Annotated in this window: 13 protein-coding genes and 1 pseudogene; 3 read left to right on the forward strand and 11 right to left on the reverse strand. The window is 71.0% G+C overall.

What is annotated here, in order from left to right; all coding sequences use genetic code 11:
* Nucleotides 1–12 precede the first annotated feature (12 nt).
* Nucleotides 13–3,378 (forward strand): ATP-binding protein, encoded by a 3,366-nt coding sequence (locus DDV73_RS20565; RefSeq protein WP_109509132.1) that lies wholly within the window; start codon nucleotides 13–15, stop codon nucleotides 3,376–3,378.
* Nucleotides 3,379–3,508: 130 nt separating this feature from the next.
* Here DDV73_RS20565 and DDV73_RS20570 read toward each other — a convergent pair whose 3' ends face one another.
* From DDV73_RS20570 to DDV73_RS20595, 5 genes and pseudogenes are all read right to left on the reverse strand, one after another.
* Nucleotides 3,509–4,102: a TetR/AcrR family transcriptional regulator gene (locus DDV73_RS20570; protein WP_161962482.1), complete on the reverse strand. Its 594-nt coding sequence runs from the start codon at nucleotides 4,100–4,102 to the stop codon at nucleotides 3,509–3,511.
* 40 nt (nucleotides 4,103–4,142) lie between these two features.
* A pseudogene (locus DDV73_RS29775) lies at nucleotides 4,143–5,154 on the reverse strand (oxygenase MpaB family protein).
* A gap of 369 nt (nucleotides 5,155–5,523) precedes the next feature.
* Complete coding sequence (locus DDV73_RS20585; RefSeq protein ID WP_109509135.1) at nucleotides 5,524–8,925, reverse strand: S8 family peptidase; 3,402 nt, start codon at nucleotides 8,923–8,925, stop codon at nucleotides 5,524–5,526.
* The gene (locus DDV73_RS20590; protein WP_109509136.1) at nucleotides 8,922–9,188 is read right to left on the reverse strand and encodes a sulfurtransferase TusA family protein; all 267 of its coding nucleotides are present in this window, start codon (nucleotides 9,186–9,188) and stop codon (nucleotides 8,922–8,924) included. Before DDV73_RS20590 ends, DDV73_RS20585 begins: the two co-directional genes overlap by 4 nt.
* Before the next feature lie 151 nt (nucleotides 9,189–9,339).
* Nucleotides 9,340–9,951, reverse strand: coding sequence for a TetR/AcrR family transcriptional regulator (locus tag DDV73_RS20595; RefSeq protein ID WP_109509137.1), 612 nt, complete (start codon nucleotides 9,949–9,951; stop codon nucleotides 9,340–9,342).
* A gap of 104 nt (nucleotides 9,952–10,055) precedes the next feature.
* Between DDV73_RS20595 and DDV73_RS20600 the strand changes: the two genes are divergently transcribed.
* Complete coding sequence (locus tag DDV73_RS20600; protein ID WP_109509138.1) at nucleotides 10,056–11,366, forward strand: oxygenase MpaB family protein; 1,311 nt, start codon at nucleotides 10,056–10,058, stop codon at nucleotides 11,364–11,366.
* Between the two features lie 57 nt (nucleotides 11,367–11,423).
* On the opposite strand, the gene DDV73_RS20605 is transcribed toward DDV73_RS20600, so the two are convergent.
* From DDV73_RS20605 to DDV73_RS29540, 5 genes are all read right to left on the reverse strand, one after another.
* Nucleotides 11,424–14,342 (reverse strand): FG-GAP-like repeat-containing protein, encoded by a 2,919-nt coding sequence (locus tag DDV73_RS20605; RefSeq protein ID WP_109509139.1) that lies wholly within the window; start codon nucleotides 14,340–14,342, stop codon nucleotides 11,424–11,426.
* Nucleotides 14,342–16,942 (reverse strand): S8 family serine peptidase, encoded by a 2,601-nt coding sequence (locus tag DDV73_RS20610; protein ID WP_109509140.1) that lies wholly within the window; start codon nucleotides 16,940–16,942, stop codon nucleotides 14,342–14,344. Before DDV73_RS20610 ends, DDV73_RS20605 begins: the two co-directional genes overlap by 1 nt.
* A 174-nt stretch (nucleotides 16,943–17,116) precedes the next feature.
* Nucleotides 17,117–18,253 carry a discoidin domain-containing protein gene (locus DDV73_RS20615; protein ID WP_109509141.1) on the reverse strand — a complete coding sequence of 379 codons (1,137 nt, stop codon included), beginning with the start codon at nucleotides 18,251–18,253 and terminating at the stop codon, nucleotides 17,117–17,119.
* Nucleotides 18,254–18,351: 98 nt separating this feature from the next.
* A complete protein-coding gene (locus DDV73_RS20620; RefSeq protein WP_154402833.1) occupies nucleotides 18,352–20,730 on the reverse strand; it encodes a helix-turn-helix transcriptional regulator in 2,379 nt (792 codons plus the stop codon).
* 86 nt (nucleotides 20,731–20,816) lie between these two features.
* Nucleotides 20,817–21,011: a S8 family serine peptidase gene (locus DDV73_RS29540; protein ID WP_276310140.1), complete on the reverse strand. Its 195-nt coding sequence runs from the start codon at nucleotides 21,009–21,011 to the stop codon at nucleotides 20,817–20,819.
* A gap of 127 nt (nucleotides 21,012–21,138) precedes the next feature.
* Here DDV73_RS29540 and DDV73_RS28065 point away from each other — a divergent pair, with 127 nt between their 5' ends.
* Entirely contained in the window at nucleotides 21,139–21,408 is a 270-nt protein-coding gene (locus DDV73_RS28065) for a hypothetical protein (protein ID WP_154402834.1), read from the forward strand.
* A gap of 67 nt (nucleotides 21,409–21,475) precedes the next feature.
* Here DDV73_RS28065 and DDV73_RS20630 read toward each other — a convergent pair whose 3' ends face one another.
* Nucleotides 21,476–23,086 (reverse strand): M4 family metallopeptidase, encoded by a 1,611-nt coding sequence (locus DDV73_RS20630; protein WP_109509143.1) that lies wholly within the window; start codon nucleotides 23,084–23,086, stop codon nucleotides 21,476–21,478.
* Nucleotides 23,087–23,104: the final 18 nt, after the last annotated feature.

Genomic DNA, 23,104 nt, shown 5'->3' on the forward strand with positions numbered 1-23,104 from the left:
GTGCGGCGAACCATGAAGCCCGAGACGCCCCCCGACGGCGCCGTGCCCAGGCTGACGGTCAGTCTGCTCGGCGGCTTCGGCGTCGCACGGGCGGACCGGGGCGAGATGACCAAGCATTGGCGCCGGGAGAGCGCGCGCACGATCATCAAGCTGCTCGCCCTCGCCCCCCGACACAGCCTTCACCGCGAAGAGCTGATGGCGACCTGCTGGCCCGAGGCTGCGGCCGCTTCCGCAGTCGGCAGCCTCCGGGTCGCGGTGCATGCGGCACGCCGCGCGCTCGAGCCGGAACTCGCACCGCGTGCTCCCTCGTCGTACCTCCACACCGACCGCGATCTGATCCTGCTCGACCCCGGGGTCGACGTCGACCTGGACCAGGCCCGCGAACAAGCCGAGCATGCCCTCGAGTCGGCCGATGCGGGCGCGCTCGCGGCTGCAGCCGAGGCGCTCGCACCCGAGCTGCTGCCGGAGGACAGGTACGCCGACTGGGCCATGCATCCGCGACACGAGCTGGCCCGGCTGCGGCGGTCGGTTGCGCTGGCCCTCGCCGAGAGCGTCGAACCCGGACAGCAGGTGTCACAGCTCATTGCCCGCCTGGAACGGCTGGTGTCAGATGACGAGAGTGACGAGGAGCTGACTCGTGCCCTGATGCGGCTTTTCGTGGCGGCCGGCCAGCGCGCCTCGGCCGCGGCGCGGTACCAGCGGCTCAGGACCGTGTTGCAGCAGGAGCTGGGCGTCGCCCCGACCGCCGCGACGGAGTCGTTGGCACAGTCTCTTGGTGGCGCCGTCCCGGTGCCGGGGCGGGAGCCCGAGGCGGCGCCAGTGGCCGTGCCCGCCGCGATCCGCCGGGCGGTGACGCCTTCGTTGCGAGGCCGGAGGAGGGCGCTGGCGGACCTGCTCGACGGGATGGACGCGGAGCCGCTGACCATCCTGAGCGGCGAGAGCGGGGTCGGCAAGACCCGGCTCGCGGCGGAAGCGGTCCGCCAGCTGACCGGGCGGGGTGTCCAGGTCTTGTGGGGTGCGGCGTACGAAGCCGAAGGACCGTTGCCCTACGGCCCGTTCGTCGACGCCATCGACGGCTGGTTCGCCGACCGCGAGCCCGCTGAACGCGAGGCGGCCGGGCTCGAGCATCCGGACCTGACCGGACTAGTGCCGGGGTTCGGCGGACCGCGGGTCGGCTCGGCTGTTGGCAAAGAAGACCCCGCCCGGCTGTTCCAGGCGATCGGCTCACTGCTGGACGAGATCTCTGGAGGCAGACCTCTGGTCGTGGTGCTCGACGACTTCCAGTTCGCCGACCTCGGCTCACTCCGCCTCCTGCACTACCTGCTGCGTACCCGGCCTGACGGGCCGGTCCGGTACTTGACGACGATCCGAGAGGATGCCTCGACCGACGACAACGGGGAGCGGGTCGGCACCCTGACGGCCCTCACGCGCCAGGGCCTCTCGCGTCGCATCGAGCTGATGCGGCTCTCGCGGGCCGACACCGACCGGCTGGTGCGCGACGTGGTCCACGCCAGCGGCCAGAGCACGATCGTCACCGCCTCGATGCTCGAGACGGTCCATCGGCAGTCCCGGGGGAACCCACTCCTCGCCACCGAGATCGCGAGAGTGGTTGCTGACGGGCGCACAGGGGAGGAGGGCCCACTGCCCGACATGGTGCGAGAGCTGGTCGGTGCCCGCCTGGCGCGGATGGACGAGGGCACCCGCTCGTTGCTGGCGGTGCTCGCCGTGGCCGGCGGCGCCGTGGCGCTGACCGAGGTCGAGGACGTGACGGCTACGGATCCACGCGTGATCACCGAACAGGTCGACCGCCTGCTCGCCGACCGTCTCATCGACGAGAGCGAGGTGGTCCTGTCCGGCCGCCAGGTGCCCGGTTACCGAGTCAGGCACCCGGTCATCGGCACCGCCGTCTATGACCAGCTCAGCCTTACCCGACGCCGCCACCTGCATGGGTTGCTTGCCGCAGCCGCCCGCCGGCACCGTCCGGACGCCGTCGACGCGCTCGCGCATCATCTGGACCGTGCCGGAGACCCGGAGGCCGTCGGTTGGCTGCGGCGCGCTGCCGAGCGTGCGGTCGCCCTCTATGCCGACGACAGCGCCGACCGCCACTACAGCGCGCTCGTGGCGCGACTCATCGCGGGCGACGCCCCTGTGGAGGAAACGACAGAAGCACGTTTGGGATGGGCGGCCGTACTGACCCGTCGCGCCCACTACCCGGAGGCCGATGCGCTCCTGCGCGCGGTGCTGGCGACACCGTCGCTGACGGGGGACCACCACGCCGGCGCGCTGGCCATGCTGGGGGAGGTGCTGGGTCGATCCGGGCGTGGCGAGGAGGGGATCGAGCTCCTCACCGAGGACCCCACCACGCCGGAACGGGTCCCGCCCCGGGTTGCCTTCGACCTGCACCTCGCGCTGGCCAACCTGCTCTTCGTGGCCGGCAGGTACGACGAGGCGCTGGCGGCCGCAGACGCGGCCGTGACCGCGGCCGCTGCCGTGGGAGGTGACCAAGAACGCCGGTCCCGCGGCCGCGCAGAACACACCCGGGCGGCCTGCCTGCTCTTCACCGGCCGGCACCGGGAGGCGCGCGCGGCCGCCGAGACAGCGCTCGCGGCAGCCGAGGAGTTCGACGACCCCGGCCAGCAGGCCAAGGCACTGTCGACATTAGGGGAGCTGGCGAGCATGCACGGCCACCTCCCTGAGGCACTCGCGATCTCCCGGCGCACGCACGCTCTCGCCGAGCGGGCGGGTGATCCCGCCGTTCTGGCCTTCGAGCGGGCGGATCTCGCGATCATCCAGCTGCGGCTCGGTGACGAGGACCTCGCCCGCCGGACCGCCAGGTCGGCACTCAGCACCGCCCGGCCGTACGGGCTGACGTGGTGCCTGCCGTACGTCCTGCTCTCCCTCGGCGAGGTCGAGCTGCGAACCCGTCCCGGCGAGGATCCTGCCGAGGCGTCACGGTGGCTCGACCAGGCCATGGCAGCCGCCGGGACGCTCGGCAACGCCCAGGTCGAGGAGATGGCCGCGGGGCTGCTTGCCGAGACCGACCTCGCGCGCGGGAGGACCGACGCTGCCCTGGCCCGTCTGCGCGGCGCCGGGCGCGGCCCCGGAGTCGCGACCGTCCGCTCCAGCGCGCTGCTCGCCTCCGGCCGCGTCGAGGCCGCGCTCGTCGCCGCCAAGGAGGCCCTTGCCACCGCACAGGCCCACAGCGACCAGCCGGCGACGCTGGAGGCGCGCCGGGTGCTCGCAGCGGCCCTGGCCGCCGCGGGCGACGGCGCCGAGGCCAGGGAGCAGCTGGCCACGGCCCGGAGTGCTGCGCGACGGATGGGACACCGGCTCGCCGAGCAGCGGCTGGACGCTGCGGAGCGCCACCTCACAGCCTGACTGCCCAGAGGCGCCAACGAAGTCGTCGTTCGGTCGCAAGTTCCAGCGTCGGCAGCCCTCGCCGGATGGTCGCGGATTCTGGCGTCGGTGCATACGGACCCGGCGGACGTCGGGGGCTCAGCGGCGAACGTCACCGGGCCGAACTGGTGGACGTTGCGCCGATCGTGAAGAGCCCATGAACGTGCGCGCGCACGGCGTCTGGGTCTTCGAGGTCGACCAGCGGGCTTGCGGTGAGGGCCATGGACAGGCTGAGTCGGATTCCCCACTCCATCACTGTCTCGGTCGGGATGCGCTGATTCGGGTCGGTGCCCAGCGCCTTGCGCAACAGCGGGACCGAGGCGGGCAGTCCCGCCTTCAAGAGCGGTTCCAGGTCGATGGTCAGTGCTTTGGTGACCGTGCCTGGGTCGTTGGTCAGCATTGCCTGGAGGAGGCGGTGGTGACGTAGGTAGCCGACCGAGAACACGACCAGGGTGGTGAAGTGCTCGGCCAGGGGGAGCCGGTGGGCGAACTCCGGACGCAGGGCCTGGAGGTAGCGGTCGACCTCGCGCGCCAACACCGCGTGGAGGATCTGCTGCTGGTCGCCGCCGTACTTGTACACCGTCGGCTTGGACACGCCTGCCTTCTGCGCGATGTGCACGATGAACCGCGCTCCGACCGGGCGTTCGGTCAGGCATTCGACGGCTGCGTCCAGGATCAGCTCGCGGTACTCCTGTGGTGTGGGCATGCTCCCTCCTCTGCGAGGGAGCATGCCAGAGGCCCCACCCTTAGGACGCGACTGGAGCATGCGGGCAGGTTGCGCGGTTCGCGGCGAGGGTGTCCCTGGAGAACTCGGTGCGCCACAGCGGGGTGCCGTACTTGCGACGCAGGGCGAAGTACGTCGGCGCGAACCGCTTGGCCAGCGGCCGGGGGATCGATCGCCACAATGCCTTGTGGGCCACCAGTTGGACCTTGTCCAGCCGGGTCGGTTCGAACCCGAGGAGCGGGTAGGTGGAGTCGGGCACTCCCATCATGATCCCGGCCCGGATCAACTGGGTGACCGGGAGCGTGAGGAAGGTCCAGATCGGGTCGGGCACCCACTGCAGCCGGGCGAACTTCGGCGGGTGAAGGGCCATCTCCACGATCTGCCGCGCCTGCGGGTTGTCGGTGAGCACCGTGGTGACCACGGTGTCCCAATAGGCCTCGAACTCGGGGTACGTCGGGGGCAGGTGCCACGCCGAACGTCTTCCCGAGCTCGACTCCACCCTGGTACGCCTCCTCCAGGTACGCCTCAATGGTCCAGCCCTTCGGCACCCGGTTCCCATACAGCTCGCGATACAGATCGAAACCGGCCTTCACGATCGAACCCCAGGTCCACGACCACATGTCGGCGTTCCACGCGTGGTAGCGCTTGCCGCCCTCGAGGTCCTCGGGGAAGTCGCCGGAGAAGGGCCGATGCAACTCGTACAGGCCGTGAGCCACTTCCTCGCTCTCCGGTCCTGCGTAGACGATGCCGGCGACCATCTCGTATGTGGAGACCATCCGCCGGATCCCGATCTCTGCGGTCATCGGATCGGCGGAGAACGCCGTCTCGTGCTCGCTCAACACGTGCGCGATCTTCGGGTGCAGCGTCGGCATGATCAGGTAGGGGATCGACCCGACGAAGTACAACGGTGGCAGTGCCAGCGTGTCGTACCAGGCGCTGCCTGGACCGATCAGCCGCTGGCGACGTTCATCCGCCGTCTCGTCTGGTTGAGCCGTGGCATCGGGCAGGGTGGAGAGCCGGGGTGTAGCGGTCATGCATCCAGTGTTTACGCTTTACGTAAAAGCGTCAATGACGGTCGGGTCACAGGCGGATGATGTTGACGAAATACGAAGTATCGTCAACACTGCGCGACTTCCACAGCCGAAGACTTGAGTTCACGGCTGGCCTCTCTCGACAGCTGCCTTGACCGCACCGGCGACGGCTTCCAGGTCGTTCAACTTGGCATCGGGGAGCCCTGCCGACGGCACCTTCTCGCCTCGCTCGCTCCTGAGCACCCCATTCACCACATAGCCTCGCCCGTCGGCGTGCCATCCCTCCTCCTAGAAGATGAGTGGCTCGCCGTAGATCTCACCCACCTGCACGTCGGCACGGCGAGGTCTGGCGCCCGCGACCAGAGCGTGCCGTTAGGCGACTGGGATCGCTCGCAGCAGCGTCTGACGCACGGTGTTGCCAGCCGCGTCGGCGGTCTCGAACCGTAGGCCGACCCATGCTCCGGAGGTGAGGGCTTCCCCCGGCACGCTGAACCGGAACACACCGGCGCCCCTGGCGTGCGCCCCGACCGGCGTCCACGAGGCGCCGCCGTCGGTGGTCCAGGACGCCGTGGCCGCCGCGAAGGTGCGATCGGCCGGGTTGAGCGCCGAGCTGGTCGCCCTGACCTCCACCGCCGTCTCGACTCCGGCGCTAGCCCTGTTAGCCAGGTCCAGGTCGATCCCGTTCCAGAGCAACTGGGCCAGCGGCAGCCCGACCGTGCCGTCGCCGGCGGCGGCACCGACCGGCTCGGTCCCCCAGGCCGTCGTCACCTGGCCGCCGAGCGGGAAGACGTCCTGCCCGTCATACGTCCGCTCCAGCCGGTAGCGGGCGGGTGCGCCATCGACCAGCACGTTGGTCCGACCGCTGAGCGCGACGCCGTCGCGGTAGATCGTCGTACGGCTGGAGCCGCGTTGCGGGAAGGTGAACTCGGCGTACCGGCCGATCTGGCCAGCAGAGTCCACCATGTCCTCGAACGCCGCGGTCAAGGTCGTCGCCGTGCCTCGCCTGGTGATCCCCGCAGCCGCGGCGGCGCCGAGTGGGCCGCCCCAGAAGCTCTCGGTGTAGCGGCCGCCGGCGGCATACTCACGGCGGATCGGCCGCAGATCCATCGAGAGCGAGCCGCGCGCCACCGTGAAGTTGGCGAACGCCAGCTGGGTCCACAGCACACCGTCGGCGGTGACGAACCGCTTTTGCGCGCGCGGCAGCTGGACGTATGACGGCGTGGTGACGTTGAGGCCGATGATCTGCTCGCCGATCGCGGTCGTCGCGAACTGGCCGCGATGCTCCTGGGCCGGGGCATGCAGGTCTGCGTCCACGCGGGCCAACCGCTTCACGTCTCCCGCGTCGAGCCGGTGGACGGGGTCGGCCGGGACGGTGCGCCGGTCGAACACCAGGTCGTAGAGCGTGGTCGCGTCACCGACTCGGTTGTCGCTGTCGGCATTGGCGAGGATCCAGTGCTCGTCGAGTCGTACGGACCCGGTCGGCGAGTCCGGCGTCGGGCTGATCCGGAGCCGGCCGGGCTGGATCTGCCCGTAGGCGCCTCCAGCGATCAGGCCGTTGCTCGTCGCGGTCCGGGTGGTGTCGTTGATCCGCATCAGCAGGATCAGCGCCATCTCCTCGCGCGTGTTCAAGGGCACCTCGGCGCCGGCCGGCACCGTGGCCGCCGCGTCGAGGCGTGCCTCGGTCTCGCCGGCGGGGACGTCGGTCGTGACCAGGCTGGAGATGGAGCCGTTCTCCGCAGGCTCCTGGATGGTCCCGGTGACCGCCAGCCGACCCGGGTGGACGGCGATCCGCAGCCTTCCCTGTGCATCGGTGCGCCCGCTCGCGAACGTGCCGTCGTCGTGGTTCAGCACCGTCACGAACGTGCCCGGGGCAGGGGCCCCAGTCGTGGTCAGCGCGGTCGCCGTCACCCAGCGGGCACGGGTCGCCGTCACGGGCGTGCGCAGCACCGGACCCTGGCCGGGCGTGGCGATGACGGCGCCGGAGAAGGGAGCGGCGGGGTCGACTGCGGTGCCGTCCACGGTCACGCTCACGGTGCCGGTCTCGCCCGGGGCCAGGGCCAGTTCCACGGGCGTGACGGTCAGCGTCGTGGACGGGTTGCCGGACACGCCGAGCCGGACGGTCGTGTCCGCCGTACCGGTGTTGGTGTAGGCCACCTCGCGCGTCACCGCCGTGTCGTCGTCACCAAGGTTGACGTGGACGTTCCCGGTGCTGGGTACGACGGCGGTGGCCAGCGCGTCGGGGGCGAACACCTGGCCCGCGCCGACTGCCGCCGGGCCACCCGCGGCGGGAGCGGCGGTGGCCATCAGGGCCGACTTGATCTGCTGTCCGGTCCAGTTCGGGTGCTCCTGGGCAAGCATCGCCGCGACACCGGCGACATGTGGCGTCGCCATCGAGGTGCCGCTGAACGTCGCGTAGTCGCCCGGCGCCCCGGGCATATCGGACGAGCGCGGGGCGGTGATCGAGACGCCCGGCGCGGCGATCTCCGGCTTGAAACCGTCGTCTCCGATCCGCGGGCCGCGGCTGGAGAACCCCGCGACCGTCCCGGTGGCATCGACCGCCGCGACCGACAACGCAGCGTCCGCGGTCGACGGGGCAGAGACCGTGTTGGCGCCCGGGCCGGTGTTGCCGGCCGCGACCACGAACAGCGCGCCGGACGACGCACTGAGCTCGTTGAGAGCCAGGCTGACCGGGTCTGTGCCGTCGGTCGGCGCCGAGCCGAGCGACATGTTGACCACGCGGGCGCCGTTCTCGACCGCCCACTCCATGCCGCGTACCGAAGCCGCGAGATCGCCGAAGCCGTCGTCGCCGAGCACCTTGCCGATAAGCAGTGTCGCGCCTGGCGCGACGCCACGGCGGACACCCGGCGCGAGTGCTCCGGTGCCTGCGATGGTCCCCGCGACGTGGGTGCCGTGCCCCTTCACATCGGTCATGGACGGCGACCTGCTGAAGTTGGCGGTTGCCGCGACCTGGCCGACCAGGTCGGGATGGTCGGAGTCGATGCCGGTGTCGAGTACGGCGACCTTGACGCCGACCCCGGTCACGCCTCCGTCCCATGCGGTCGGCGCGCCGACCTGGGTGAGGTTGGCGTCCCAGGCGGCGGCCTTGGTGGAGCCGTTGAGCCAGATCCGGCTCACACCGGCCAGGTCTCCGGCCCGGGAGTCGAGCTGGGTATCCGGTACGACGGTGCCCTCGGACACCTCGCCGCGGTCCCGTGGCGTCACCGGGACCGTCCCTGCGTCGCCGAGCTCCTCGCCGAGGACGGCCGTGGCGTCCTTGTCGAGCTCGCCGCTGTGCGCGCGGAGCACATCGACAGGCTCCTCGGACGACAGCCCGTCGATTGCGGTCGGTTCCTTGCCATCGGCACGCTGCACGATGAGCGGAAGGCTGTCGGCGTGGCGGTCGTCGAAGCCCTCCGCGATCAGCCTGGTGACGTTGAACAGCTCCGTATCAAGCACGCCATCGGCCCCGGTCAGGGCCGCCACGTCGGAGGGCATGATGTACGTCGCCCCGTCGACGCTGCTGACCTCGAACGTCACGCCGTCCCGGTCCGCGCCGGGCGCGGGTGCGACGACGTAAGTCGGCTCACCCCGGAAAGGCTTGGTCACGGTCACTCGGTCGCCAGTCAGGAGGGTCACCGTGCTGACGTTGTCGGCGGCGCCTGCACCCTGTGGCGCGGACGCGGGGGCGTTCGGCTCCGCGCTTGCCCGCAGGCTGCTCGTTGCGAGCGCAGCAGCGGTCACGGCGACCAGGGTCACTCGTGCGGTGGTCTTCACAGTTCCTCCAGTGAACGGGTGGGGACGGTCAGCAGCCGGAACCGGGTGACACCGCCAGGCTCGCCGGAGTGTTCGACAGAGATCCCGAGCCGCGCGCACCAGCGGGGCAACGCGGCCCGGACGCCCTCGTCAGCGGTGAGCACTTCGATGACTCCGTCACCATTCACTTCCGCGACCCGGCGAGCGAGTAGTGGCTCGACGCGAGACCACGGCTCCTCGCCCGCGTCGATGACGACCGCAGTCGTCCTTAGGTGTTCAGTCATGCGCTGCTCAGCTCCCTGCTGGTGCCATTTCGGTGAGCGTAAGTCGGCGCCGTTACCCGGCAGTTACCGCGGCATGGCTGCGCACAAGGCGGCGCGAACGGTCACTTGCACACCCGCGAGGAGTCTGGTCGGTGTGCGAGCCGTCGAAGACTCAACTCCGCCTCGGCTGCGGCGCCGCCGCCAACGTCAGGAGCTTCGGCTTGGCCGCTGCCCACCGGGCGTTGACGGACGCTAGCCCACGAGCCGGAATAGATTGGACCAGGCCGCGTACGGTCGACAGGACCACATCGATCGCTATCTCGTCCTCACGAGACAGCGAGCCATCGCTTCCGAGCGCAACCGAGAGCGTGTCTACGACGGCCGAGAAGACTTCGTCCTCGAGGCTGCGGACCACTGGCGCGATCCTCGGGTCGGTCCAAGCGGCGTGCCAGATGTGTGAGATCGCGAGTCCGTCGGGTGACGTTGCGGCCGCCCAAAGGACGTCGAGTGCGTCCTCGATGGTGAACGTCTCGGTTCGGGGACCGGCGAACTCCGCCCTGATGCGTGCGACCTCGCGCTTGATGAGGTACGACACGGCCTCGGCCATCAGCTCGTCGCGACTCATGAAGTGGTGCGTCACCGTGCCTTGGGCGACGCCCGCAGCCTGGGCGATCTGCCGGGTGCGGACCGAGGAGTACCCGACGGACGCCAAGCATTCGGCCGTCGCTGCGACGATCGCCTGCCGTGTGGCCTGGCGCCGCGCATCTCGAGTGACCCCACTCACATGAGCTCCCCATCTCCTTGCTGGCCGTTCGCTTGAACGGCTAACCTAGCAGAGGCTAGCCGTTCGGATGAACGGCGAAAGTGCCACTCACGAGGAGCGAATCCATGGCTCACGCGACACTGTCGTCCGTCCCCCCCAGTTCCGCCGTTGACCACCCGCCTGTCTCTGTCGTCGACGGTGCCGCTGAGAGCTACCTGGTCGACCAAACCGGACACCACCCTCTGGTCGACCACTGGGTCATCAGGCTGGCCGGCAAGCTCCTCGGCTCGGGCGACATTCGTCCTACCGATGCGCAGCGTGAGTCGTTCAAGCAGTGGAAGCAGGCCGGTGACCCGCTCGCCGATGCGCTCGTCGCGCGGATCAAGAACGGTGGCGGCGCGGACCTGCGGCAGAAGTTCGATCTCGCGCTGCGCGAAGGCATCGACGCCGTGCCGGATGCCCCGCAGGAGTTGGTGGATCTGTTCCGCGAGACCGAAACCGTGCCGTTCTGGGTAGATCCCGCCAAGCTCGAGCGAGGCAGCCGGGCCTACCTCAGCATGGGGCCCGATGCGGCGCGGATGTTCGTCATGGCCATGTCCGGCAGCTACCTGGCCCAGGACGCCAACGACGTGGTCCTGCGCACCGGCGAGTTCGTGGAAAAGGCGGCCAAGCGCTCGGTCGAGACCTTGGGCTGGACCCACGACGTGACCGCGCCCGGCAGCCTGTATCCGGGCCGCAGCGGATACCAGGCCGCTCTTAGGGTCCGCATGACCCATGCCTTCATGCGGTCTGGCATCGCGAACCGCAAGGACTGGCCCGAGTCCCAAGTGCCGATCAACCAGTCCACCTACATCGCCACCCCCATCCTCTTCAGCTTCGCGGCCATGTGGCTCGGCACGGCCATGGGGCACTTCATGACAAGGAAGGACCGCGAAGCGATCTTCCACCTCTGGCGCTACATCTCCTACCTCGTGGGCGTCAACGCGAACCTGACCATCACCGACGAGCACGACGCATTCCGCCTGACCGCCATCGCCATCCCCCAGGAGGTGACGATCGACGACCAGACAATCCACGACGGCCGGATGCTGTCGAAGGCGCTCATGGACGCCTACGCCGAGACCTGCGGATACGACGTACGCACAGTCGTCGGTCGGATCCGGCTGCGCCTCGACATGGACATGATGAGCCTCATCATGAATGTCGGCATCGGCCGGGCCGGCGCTCATGCCCTCGCCTACGACCGCCGGAACTGGCTCGCTGCAGTCCCCTTGGTTGGCTCCGCGGCCTGGAACGCGACCCAGCGCGCGGTCGCCTACTCACTGCCCGGCGGCCGGCGACGCTTCGAAGACGCCCGGTTCAAGCAGGCCCGAGACATGCTGACCCACTTCCAGGAGCGCCTTGACGCTGACCGCACCTACAACCGCGCTGGATAGGTGAGCCCGGCGCGCGCCGGCTGAACCGCCTGATGAAGCTCGACGCCTGACACTTCCTCAGCCGGCGTCCAGCGTGGCGGTCACCAGTCTCCGGATGCCGTCCGCGGGGCTCCAGTAGCCGCCGCCGACGAGCGCTGCGGTGCGGTCGGCGCCTTCGTCGTCGAAGTCCATCGAGACGACCTCGTCGATCCCGTCGGCGTCGAAGTCCGCAACGAGGATCTCGCGAGCGGCCATGCCCGGAAGGCTGGCCACCGAGGGCGGGTAGTTGACGCCTGCGGTCAGCACGGCCGGCGAGTAGGAGATGACGGCACCGGACGCACCGCCGACCAGGATCCGACTTCTGTCCGGGCCGGTCGCGTACGCCGCAGTCTGGATCGGGGACAGCGTGAACATGCGGTGGTCCACACCGTTCGCGGCGAACGTGCGCAGTGACGCGGTGCCCGCCATGACCAGGCCCTCCGGTCCGGTGAACCAGTTGCCCAGCGTCCAGGGGCCGCCGGCGAGCGCCTCGTGCTGTAGCTCGCCGGTACGGCCGTCGCGGATCTGTACGACGGTCACGAGCAGGCCGCGCTCGGCGTCGCGGGTGAACCACGTGTGGACGACTGCGTGGCCGTCGGCGTAGGGGATGCCGGGCGCGGCGAACGTGCCGGCATGCAGCGGCGCCGCGTGGACCTCGCCGTCGGTGCCGGGGCCGGGCTCGGGGGTGTGGGACCACAGCGGGCTGCCGTCGGCACCCTTCAGGGCTACCGCGCCCGCGGCGACTTCCTCTCGCGACAGCGCGTCCCGGGACGTGTACTGCGCGTGCACGCGCCCGTGGCTGACCGACACGTCGGAGAAGACGACGTCGCCGGCCGCGGGCGGGGCGGCGTACTCCCACAGCGGCGTCCCGCGGCCGTCGTAGGCCCGCACCGCGTCGGTGGGTACGACGATCTCGGCCGCGCCGTCGCCGTCGAGGTCTGCGGCGGTCACGCTCCGCGCGAAGCGGCCGGCCGCGTCGATGGTGGTCAGCACCTTGCCGGTGCGCCGGTCGAGGACCACCGTTGCGCTGTCGGCCGCCACCACGATCTCGTCCGCGCCGTCACCGTCGGTGTCCGCTTCGACGATGGCGTGCACCGGGCCGGGCACCACCGACGTCCACAGCCGCCGAGCAGACCCTGACTTCAGGGAGCGACCGGCATAGGCGAACACGCCCCGGGACTCTCCCGCGACCACGAGGTCGTCGGCGCCGTCGCCGTCGACGTCGCTCGCGACCGCGGATGAGAGCGAGCCCTGCAGCGGGAGCAGGTCCAGAGCCTTTCCGCTGCCGAGGTTGTAGGTGTGCACGTTCTGGTTCGCGTCGACGGTGCGCAGCCGCCAGCCGTCCTGGCGACGGAACGGCTGAGCAAACATGGGGGAGCCGACGACGCCGCGCTGCTCCCAGCGGACCGCCCCGGTGCTCCCGGAGAGGGTGACGAGCCTGGCGAACTTGTCACCGCCCCGGTTTCCCGCTGCGCCGGTGCCCCGGTCGTCGAGATAGGACGCGACAAGCTTGTCGTCCACCACCTGCAGCCCCCAGGCGCCGCCGCCGTCTCGGCTGTGGGAGGGATCGCGCTTCACGGTCCGGGACCACAGCGACGTGCCATCGGAACCGTCGAGCGCTCGCACGGTGTTGGCGTTGATGTAGAGGTTCTCGTCCAGGGTCGACTCGGACACCGCGTACTCGGGGGCGCTGCCGTGCTGAAGGTCGGCGACCTCAAGCGCCAGCGGGAGCGCGTTGACCCGGCGGTCGAGGACCCGTCTCTCTCCGTCGGCGAGCGAGTACGTGGCGATCTCGTAGCGGACCTCCTCGCGGACGTCGGACTGCTCGAGGGCGACCAGCCGGTCCCGCTCGGCGTCGACGCGCAGCTGCCGAGAGTAGAGCCGGTCGGTGCCGGTCCAGCGGACCGTTCCGTCGGAGGCGTCGAGCAGCAACGTGTGACCACTCGGCGCCGCGCTCGGGCTCAGCTTGCGCTGGTTCCACGAGGCCGCGACCAGCCCGTCGCCCACGGGGGTCACCGAGGCCCAGGACGCGCCTTCGAAGGCGCCGGTGTCGTGGGACCAGACTTCCGTGGACGTGAGCCTCCCGCCGGTCTGGGCGAACCGTAGGCCCGTGAGTGTGGCCCGGGCCCCGCTGGGCGCGTTCAGGTTGTAGTAGGGAGAGTCGGCCACCACCAAGGTGCCGTCCACGAGCTCGACGTTGTACGCCGCGGCGTACAGCTTGTGCCAGAGGGTGGCGCCGCTGGCGCCGTCCAGCACGGTGACGAAGGTCCCGTTGGGAAGGCTCGAGCCCGGTGACGTGAACGGCCGGTAGGAGCGTACCCCGACGCTGGCGGTGAAGACCACGTCGTCGACGCCGTCGCCGGTGAGGTCGCCGGTGGTGAAGCCGTCGTCCGAGGCTGCGGTGAAGGGGCTGACCGCGTTGAATCCCATCAGGATGCGTGCCGGGGCGGGCTCGGCCTGCCACGGCCGGACGGGAGTGACCTGCCAGTCCGCGTAGAGGGACTCGTTGTCGCGTCGCCAGACGGTGTCGCCCGCCGCGGTACGGCGCTGGACGCTGCCCAGCGCATGCACCATCAGGTAGTCCTCGCCTGCACCGCCGATGGGAACCGTCGCCGCCATCCCCTGGACCGCCTCGAGGGAGGACCGGGGGGTGATCCGCCATGATCCGCTCGCGGTCTCCGCCGACGTTGGGTTTGTCGGGTCGGCCGCGTCGGGCTCCTCGCCCGAGCCTGCAGCGTCTGGGGCCTGCTGCGGGTTGTGAGGCACGGCGGTGGAGTCGCCGTAGGGGTCTACCCGGACCCGCTCGGCCAGGTCCTCGGCCTGCTGGTCGGTGAGGACAATCGCTCCGCCCTCGTTCGCGGCGCCCGGAGGGGTGACCGTCACGGCCAGCGCCGCGGTTGCGGCCACGGAGATTGAGATCGCCAGCAGGTGGCGGGCCTTTCGGGGGTGGGTGCTCATCATGCTGCCTTTCGAGCGAATCGGATCGCGGAGCCGTCGGCCAGGACCGGGTGGCCGAAGGAGTACTCGAGTGCGTCGGTGCCGCCCTGGTCCTCGAGTCCGACGGTCGCGGAGCTACCCCGTTCGAGGGGGTTGTCGTCGATGTCCTTGAACTGGAGCGTGATCGCGCCGCTGGCCTCGTCGAGGAGGACCTGGAAGGAGACCCGGCTCGCGGGGGCGTCGGCCAGCGCCGCGTTGTTCCACGCGATCGTGAACCGCCGCGCTCCTGGGGTGCCGGTCAGAGCGGTCTGCACGCTGGAGCGCTTGTCGAGGACCAGGTCGTCCCAGAAGGCGGCCACGATGCCGTTGGGCTGGCCCGGTGCGGGCAACGCCGTGTTGTGGTAGTCGCCGAGCCGGGGCTGCAGGAAGTTCACCAGACCGTTCGTGGTGACGCTCGCGGTGGTGTACCCGACGCCGTAGAGTTCGACCGGGAACGGCAGCGCCAGGGTGTGGGCGTCCTCGTCGCCGGTCAGCGGCAGCCTGGTGTCGCCCTTGACCCACCGGAAGCCGACGGGCGCACAGCTGTTGCCCCAGACGTCCGTCCGGTTCGGCAGGGCCACGGTCAGGTCCTCGTCGCCGTCGACCGCGAGCGGGCCCGAATGGTCGCCGTTGCACAGCGCCGGGGCGGCCGGCTCGGCGCCGAGCGTGAAGTCGCCCTCGGCTACGGCCGGGAACCGGAACCTGCCTGTGGCATCGGTGGCGACGGCCGGCACCGGTGTGTCGGCGATCCGCACGGCCACGCCGGCCAGGGGCGCACCGCTCACGTCGAGGACGGTGCCGGTCACGACATGGCGGGACACGGCGTCGAGCCCAAAGTCTCTGACGGCGTCGCCGCCCGAGGTGACCTCGTAGTCCGGCATGGCGAGGTCCGCGAAGCCGTACGCGCTGAGGTCGAGGGTGTAGGTCCCCGCGGGAAGAGTCAGTCGATAGGCACCCTCGGCGCCGGTCCTCACCGAGCGCAGCATGGTTGCGCTGCTCGCGGTCACCGAGGCGTTGGGAATCGGCGCGCCAGTGGCCCGGTCCGTGACGGTTCCGGAGATCACGGCGGCTGTGTGCGGCGCCGCGTCGACGGCCGCGAGGGCGTCCAGCTTGCCCTCACCCCAGACGTTGTTGCGGTCCGCGGTTCCTCCGCAGTGAGTATCGGCGACGTTGCGTGCGGTCCGGTCGAGCAGGGCCCGCGTGCCAGCGATGTCACCGATCAGCGACGGAGCCTCGGCCCAGAGCAGGGCGACGGCGCCGGCGACGTGGGGAGTCGCCATCGAGGTGCCGTTGAGGGACCGGTAGCCGGTGCCGGGCCAGGCCGAGCGGACGGCAACGCCCGGCGCGGCGATGTTCGGCTTCATCGAGCCGTCGACGAGCGACGGCCCGAACCCGGAGAAACCGGCGATCTTGCCGTCGGCGCCGTACGCACCCACGCCGTACGCCGGCGCCTGGCTCCCGGGTGCGTGCGCCGTCGAGCAGGTGACGCCATCGCCGTCGTTGCCGGCGGCGAACGCCTCGAAGATCCCGGCGGCGTTGCATGCCTCGACGATGTCCTGATAGAACGTGGTGTCGCCACCGCCCCACGAGTTGTTGACGATGTGTGGTGCGAGGTCGGGTCGCGGATTCTGTCCGTTCCGGTCTGTCGGCGCCAGGGTCCACTGTCCGGCCGCCAGGAGCGAGGCGTCGGAACATGACCTGGCCTCGCAGCCCTTGGCCGCGATCCAGGTGGCGCCCGGCGCGACGCCGACGCCGTCGGCACCGGCCATCGTGCCCATGGTGTGGGTGCCGTGGCCGTTGTTGTCGCAGGGGACTCCGTTGGTGCATTGACCGATCGGGTCGAAGAAGTTGTAGTCGTGCGCGAAGGCGCCGTCGCCGAGGTTGCCGCGGTAGCTCTCCACCAGCGACGGGTGGTCGTAGTCCACACCGGAGTCGATGTTGGCGATCACGATCCCCTCGCCGGTATCGCCGTACTGGGCCCACACCTCGTCGGCCCTGACGTCTGTGATCCCCCACTCGGGGACGACTGCGGCCGGGCTCGCGGTGAGGCCGGAGACCGGCCCAGCCCCGGCGTTCGGGGCGGAACCGGACGCGGCGACGACGCGGTCGAGCGGGTAGCGCCGTTCCCGGACCAGCTCCGCGACGTCGGGTCGGGCAGCCAGCGTCTCGACCAGGTGCCGGTCGGCGGTGGTCACCCGGACAGCGTTGGTGAGCCAGAAGGACCGGTAGCCGACCCGCTCGCGGTCCAGCAGTGCCGTGACCGGACGCTGCGAGCGGGTGGCGTGGCCGCGGAGCGCGTCGTACGTCGCTCGGGCCCGGGCCGCGTGGCCGTGCCCCCGGCGCGTCGTGGAGAGGTCCGCCTTGTCCCGGAGCACGACGTAGAAGGTCGCCGGCTTGGCAGCGTCGACGGCCTCGAGGATCGCCGGGTCGACGGCCGCCCGGCGCGGCGCTTCGGTCGCCACGGTCGGCTGTGCCACAGCGCCGGAAGCGATGCCGCCAGCGCCGCCGACGAGCGCCAGGATCGCCAGCACCAGGGCCGGGATGGCGCGCCGGCGGTCCCTACGCGGGCTACGGGGGTTCATCGGGGTGCTCTCCTTCGGTCAGTGACCGGTCCCGACGGGGGTCGACGTCGGGGGGAGCATCGATCGGGACCGGCCGCGCCGAAGCTACGCACGGGGAGTTACTGGGCGATTACCCGCGCCGTCGCCGCAGTGGTCCGCGCCGACCCCCGTCCGGCCCGGACCACTGCTGACTGCTCAGCGGCCGATGACCTCGAGCTCGTAGATCCGTGTAGCGGGCCATGGAGCGCCGGACTGGACCGAGGCGGTGACGTTCAGCCGGACGTAGCGTCCGCTCACGGTCACCGGGTGGCTGCTGGTGCCCTCGGCGTTGGCGGTGACCGTGGTGACGGTGCGCCAGGCGCGGCCGTCATCGGAGACGGCGATCGTGAAGGCACGGGTGTTGTAGTGGGCCGGCTCGCCGCCGGACTGGGCGTGCTTCACGACGAGCTTCTCGATCTCCTTGGTCGCGCCGAGGTCGACCTGCAGCCAGCCGGCGTTGCCCGACGAGCAGAACTTGTCGCTGTTGCCACCGGACACGCTGCCGTTGACCGCCTTGGCCGGGCGCTCGCTCGATGCGCACGCGGTGGAGCCGGTGGCCGCCTTGTTGAGGGCGAGGTTGCTGCTGGTCGGGGGCGGCGTTGTGCCGGCGCCGCCGAAGAACTCGGCGACGCCCTTGGCGACCTCGGGCGACTGAAGGGTCTCGATGTGGGTAAAGCAGCCGGCCGTGGTGTGGTTCTCGGCGCCAGCAAGCGGCGTCGAGGTCGGCGGGTTGATCACGTTGTCGCAGGTCGAGACCCAGGTGGCGTACGCCGTGCTGCCGGGCGTCTCGTCACCGGAGTTGAGCGCGTTGAGGAACGAGGAGCCGGGGGCCATCTGCGGGCAGGCGGGGTCGGAGGTGATGATGAAGCAGAAGCTGGCCTGCGATGTGCCGTGGTTGGGGCCGGCGATGCTGGCGAAGTGGCCGACCTTGGCGTCGCCGCCGAGGTTCTTGAGGTAGTAGCGCGAGCTGAGGCCGCCCATCGAGAAGCCGATCAGGTCGACCTTGGCGGCCCCGCTCGAGGCGCGGACCTGGTCGACCAGCGTGGACAGCTTGGCCGCGACATCCTCGTTGCGGATGTCGTTGGCGAAGTCGAGGGAGTAGATGTCGCCGTCGGCGTACCCCTCGGCGATCAGGTTCGGCTTGATCGCGGAGACGTCGGACGCCGCACCGCCGTAACCGTGGACGAAGATGACCGGGTTCCGGTCGGCTGCCTGTGCCTGGGCTGGTGCGGCTTGCAGGCAGGTGGCCAGGCAGATCATCACGATCGCCAGGCCCGAGAAGATGCGGGTCACGGGGGCTCCCTCGGTGGTGCGGGCTGCGACGGGGATGCGCAGGTCCGCACAGGAAACCTCATCGTTGCCGCCGAGACATCCGCCATCCGGCGTAGCGCTCAGCCCCGGCGGGCGTGCTCGGCGGCGATCTCGACCCGCGACGACAGGCGCAGTTTGCCGAGGATGCTCGACACGTGGCTCTGCACGGTGCGCGGCGAGATCCGCAGCTGGGCGGCGATCTCGGGGTTGGTGCGGCCTGCGGCGACCTGCTCGGCGACGCGTGCCTCGGTCTCGGTCAGGCTGTCCCAGCCGTGGCCGGGGCGGGTCCGTGCACCGCGCACGCCGAGGCGCAGGCCCTCGTCGCGGAGGCTGGCCCGCGCCCGGTCGAGCTCGCCGCGCGCGGTGAGCCCGCGGTAGGCCTCGACGGTCGGTTCGAAGGTTGCCCGCGCGTCCGGCAGCCGGCCCGCGCGGGCAAGGCCCTTGGCCGCCTCCTCACCGACCCAGGCGGCCTCCAGCTCCGCGCCCAGGTCCAGCAGGCGGCGCTGCACGGCCAGCAGCTGGTCCGGGTCGCCGGAGAGCAGCGCCCGGCTCATCTCGGCTCCGGCGCCATCGACGCCCTCCGCCGCCTCGATCGCAGCGGTGATCTCCTCGGCGACGGCGCGGTCGCCGGCCGCCAGCGCGATCCGCACCAGCCGTGGGCCGACCCCGGCCACCGTGCTGCCCTGGTGTACGCCGACCACCCCGTCGACAATGCCGCGGACCAGGACCAGTGCGTCGTCGTACCGACCCTCGAGCTCGGCGCTCATGGCTTCGGCGACCACCGAGAACCCGCCGTAGAACAGTCCGATCCCTCGGGTGCTGCCGGCCAGCTCGCGGGCGCGTTCCACGCTCGCGCGACTGCGGGTGCGGTCTCCACGGTGGACGGCGACCAACGCGGCGAGGGCGTGCAGCGGCTGGCCCAGTCCCATCCCCTCCGCGTGCGGCGCGGCCCGCTCCACCTCGGTGAGTACGTCGTCCCAGTGGCCGACGTTGTAGAGCATCAGCGCCAGCACCAACTGCCACCAGGCCAGGCCGGCGGCGCCGACCTGCTCGGCGAGGGGGCGGGCTGACTCCAGTACCGTCAGCGCCTCGGCCGGGTCCAGACAGCTCGCTTTCAGGACGATCCCGGCCAGCTCTGCGGCCGGGTCGGCGGCCTCGTCTACCAGCGCGGCGGCTGCGGCAAGCTGGGCCAGCGCCGCGTCCCAGTCGCGTACCAGGTAGCTCACGCTTGCCAGCACCTGGCAGCGATAGGTCACCGCCTGCGGGTCGTCGGTGTCCGCGAGTGCGGCCAGCGCCTCCTGGCCCGCTTCGAAGTCGCCGTCCAGGGCCGCGGCGATGGCGGTCACCCCGGTGAGCCGGGCCGCCCACGGCTCCGGCGGGTCCGCGGCCAGGGCGGCGCCGGCGGCCGCCCGAGCATCGTGAGACGCCCCGAGCGCGAGATGCGCCTGTGCGGCGACCAGCGCAAGTGGCGGCGGCAGCGGCTCGCTGGGCAGCCGGGCGTGCACCAGTGCCTCGGCCGCGCGTCCGGAGTGGACCAGCGCGGCCGCGTACTCGGCCCGGTTCCGAGCCGGGTCCAGCAGCCGGACCGCGGTGTACGGCGCCCGCGCCGCCAGCAGCCGGGGTGGCAGCCCACTGCGCTCGAGCAGCTCGACCAGCCTGGGCCGCTGGTCCGGTTCGAGGCGATGGGCCAGGGCGTCGGTCAGGCCCGGGTGCCGCAACGCCAGCCCGGAGCGACCGTGGTCGACCAGGCCGCGCCGCCGCAGAGCGGTGACTGCCGCAGCGACCGCCTCCGGTGTCCGCCCGGACGCGGCTGCCAGCCGCTGCGTCGTACCCACGCCGTCTAGTGCCGCCGCCCACCACAGCACGTCCGCCTCGTCAGCGGGCAGCATCGCGGCGACCTGGTCGCCGAGGTCCGGGTCGTCGAGCCGAGCGAGTAGCCACGGGTTGCCGCCTGCGCGCGGATCGGCGCCGGTCAGCGGCGCCAGCTCCACCTCGTCGGCCGCGGCGAAGGTCCGCTGGACTCGCTCGTCACCCGGGCCTCGGTGGTAGGCCAGAACCAGGAGTCCGTCGTACAACCGCCGCTCGGCGACCGCCCGGAACACAAGCAGGGTGTCGTCGTCGGCGAGGTGGACGTCATCGACGAGTACTGCGCGAGCGCCCGACCACGCCTCGGCGACCGCGGCCGCGGTCGTGGCGATCCCGTGCCCGCCTGCCGGTGCGCCCGGGTTGAGCCAGGGCGCCAAGGTGGCCAGCGGCCGGCCCCGGTCCAGCGGCGTGGCCCGGCCCCGCAGGATCGACGCCCGCTCGGCAGCCAGGTCGGCAGCCAGGTCGTCGAGCACGGTCGTGACCCCCAGGCCGGGCAGCCCGCCGAGCAGCACCAGTCCGGGCTCGGCGGCGACCAGCCGCGCCACCGCTCCGGCACGGCCCACTGGGGTCTCGGCGTTAACCATCGTCGGCATTCTCGCCGATGCTGCCCGGTGGCTCGCTCGAGTGTCTCGCGATCGCCGCTGACGAAGGGCTCGTCGACCCGCTACGGCCCGTTCAGTTAGAGCAGGCGGTTGGCGGTGCCCGGGGGCTGGTGATCGCATTCGGGTCGCTGTGTCGCTGTGTTCCCCAGGTACCACTTGACGGTCGCCGGGGTCGCATCCGGGTGGCTCTGGAGGTAGAGCGCGGAGGCTCCGGCGACGTGCGGCGTCGCCATCGACGTACCGGACCGGACGCCGACGTCACCGCCGGGCACGGTCGACTAGATCTGCTGACCGGGCGCGGAGATGTCGACGCACGGACCGCTGCTGGAGCCGAAGCCGCGGCCATCGGTGCTGGTGGAAGACGCCACGATCATGTGGAGGCCTTCACTGCGTTGATGCGTGCGCATCCGGCTGGGCGTCGGCGAGTGCCTGGTCGACGATGGCGTCCTCGCTTATCGCGACCACTGCTCGGTGCCGACGAAGGATCCTGAGCTGCGCCGCAGTGAGGTCGGTGGCGAACCCGACGACGGCGGCGTCCTACACGTGGGTAGCGCGGATGCCGAGCGCGCCGGTGACGTACTCGGCGATGGCGCGCGCAGCACTCGGCGGGCTGGTCGGGCCAAGGAACTCGGCGGTAGGGCGACCGCGCCCTGCCGCCGGTCACGGTGAGCGCGGAATCCCTGTGATGTCCCGGGAGGGAGGACCCAGGACATCACAGGTCGGCCTCGCGGCGTCGTCAGAGGACGTTGACCGCGCTCCAGGCGCTGGCGACTGCGTTGTGCTCGGTCGACCCGGCGCCGTATAGGTCACGGGCGGCGTTCAGCGTGGCCGTCCGCGCACCCGCGTAGTTGGTCGACGAGGTCATGTACACGGTCAACGCGCGGTACCAGATCGCGCCGGCCTTGGCGCGGCCGATGCCGGCGACCGTCGAGCCGTTGCAGGTCGTAGAGCCGTGCTGGCGGCCGCCGATGGTCTTGATGCCTGAGCCTTCGGCGAGCAGGTAGAAGAAGTGGTTGCCGATGCCCGAGGAGTAGTGCACGTCCACGTCCCCGACGCCGGCGCGCCAGCAGTCCACGGACTTGCCGTCCGCCGACGGCTGGTCCATACGCCGGAAGCCGTCGTGCTGGGCGACGTCGAACTCCTCGCCCACGAAGTAGTCGCCCGGGTCGTTGGGGTTGGCGGCGTAGAACTCCACCATTGAGCCGAAGATGTCCGAGGTGGCCTCGTTGAGGCCGCCGGACTCACCGGAGTAGGTGAGGTTCGCGGTGTTCTGGGTGACACCATGCGACATCTCGTGGCCGGCGACGTCGAGCGACACCAGTGGTCCGAACCCCTTGGTGGTGTCACCGTCGCCGTACGTCATCTTCTTGCCGTCCCAGAACGCATTGACGTAGTTCTGACCGTAGTGGACCCGGCTGAGCGCGCCGCGGCCGTCGTTCCAGATCCCATTGCGGCCGTGCGCGGACTTGTAGTAGTCCCAGGTCATGTTCGCGCCATACTGCGCGTCCACGCCGGCAGACTCGCGGTTGCCGTTGGTGCCGTCACCGAAATGGGCGTCCGTGCTGGTGATCTGGGAGCCGAGGCGGCAGCCCCAGCCGAACAGGGTGCAGAAGATCGAGTCAGAGGCGCCGTTCATGTCCGAGGTCCAGCTCTTGCCACGGCTGAGGCTCTCCAGCCAGTACTTGCCCTCGTCGAGGTTGGGGTCCAGCTGCACGGTCCCGGAGTAGAGCGACTGGCCGTCGCCCTCGGCGGTGTGGATCTGCTGCTCGGCCCGGATCAGCTGCCCGGTGCGGGCATCGACGTACGTCGCCAGCCGGCTCGGCGTGCCGTCTCGCTGTGTTCCAGCGCTGATCACCTCCCAGGCCAGCCGCGGCGCCTTCCCGCGGGTGGCGTCGATGACGAGCTCGGTCTCGACCTCGGCGTCCTCGTCGCGTCTGATCCCATGGTTGAGCTTGTTCTTGGCCAAGGCCTTGGCCTCGGCGCTGCGACCGTTCACCCTCGCGGTCGTGGGCAGGTCGACCGGCCTGGACAGGGTCTGGCTGACGCCCTCGAAGCCCAGACGTCGGTCCTGGTGCACGACCAGGTCACCACCGACGACGCGCAGGCCGTCAATGGTGCGGTCGAGGCGGACGTGGCTGCTGCCGTCCTTGTCGAGGATCGTCTCGCGGACCTGGAACGTCTGCCCGTCGGCGGCCCGGGCCGCGCCGGGGTGCGCCTTGAGAGCCTTCATCGCCGCGGCCTCGTAGCTCGGCCGCTTCGGCGCTGGTGCGCTCGACGCGTTGGTGGGTACGCCGGACACGACCAGGGTTGCGATCGCGACGGCGGCGAATCCTGCTGCTGAGCGCATCAGGGTTCTCCTTTCAAG

The organism is Nocardioides speluncae, assembly GCF_003121585.1.
GTDB classification, from domain to species: Bacteria; Actinomycetota; Actinomycetes; order Propionibacteriales; family Nocardioidaceae; genus Nocardioides; species Nocardioides speluncae.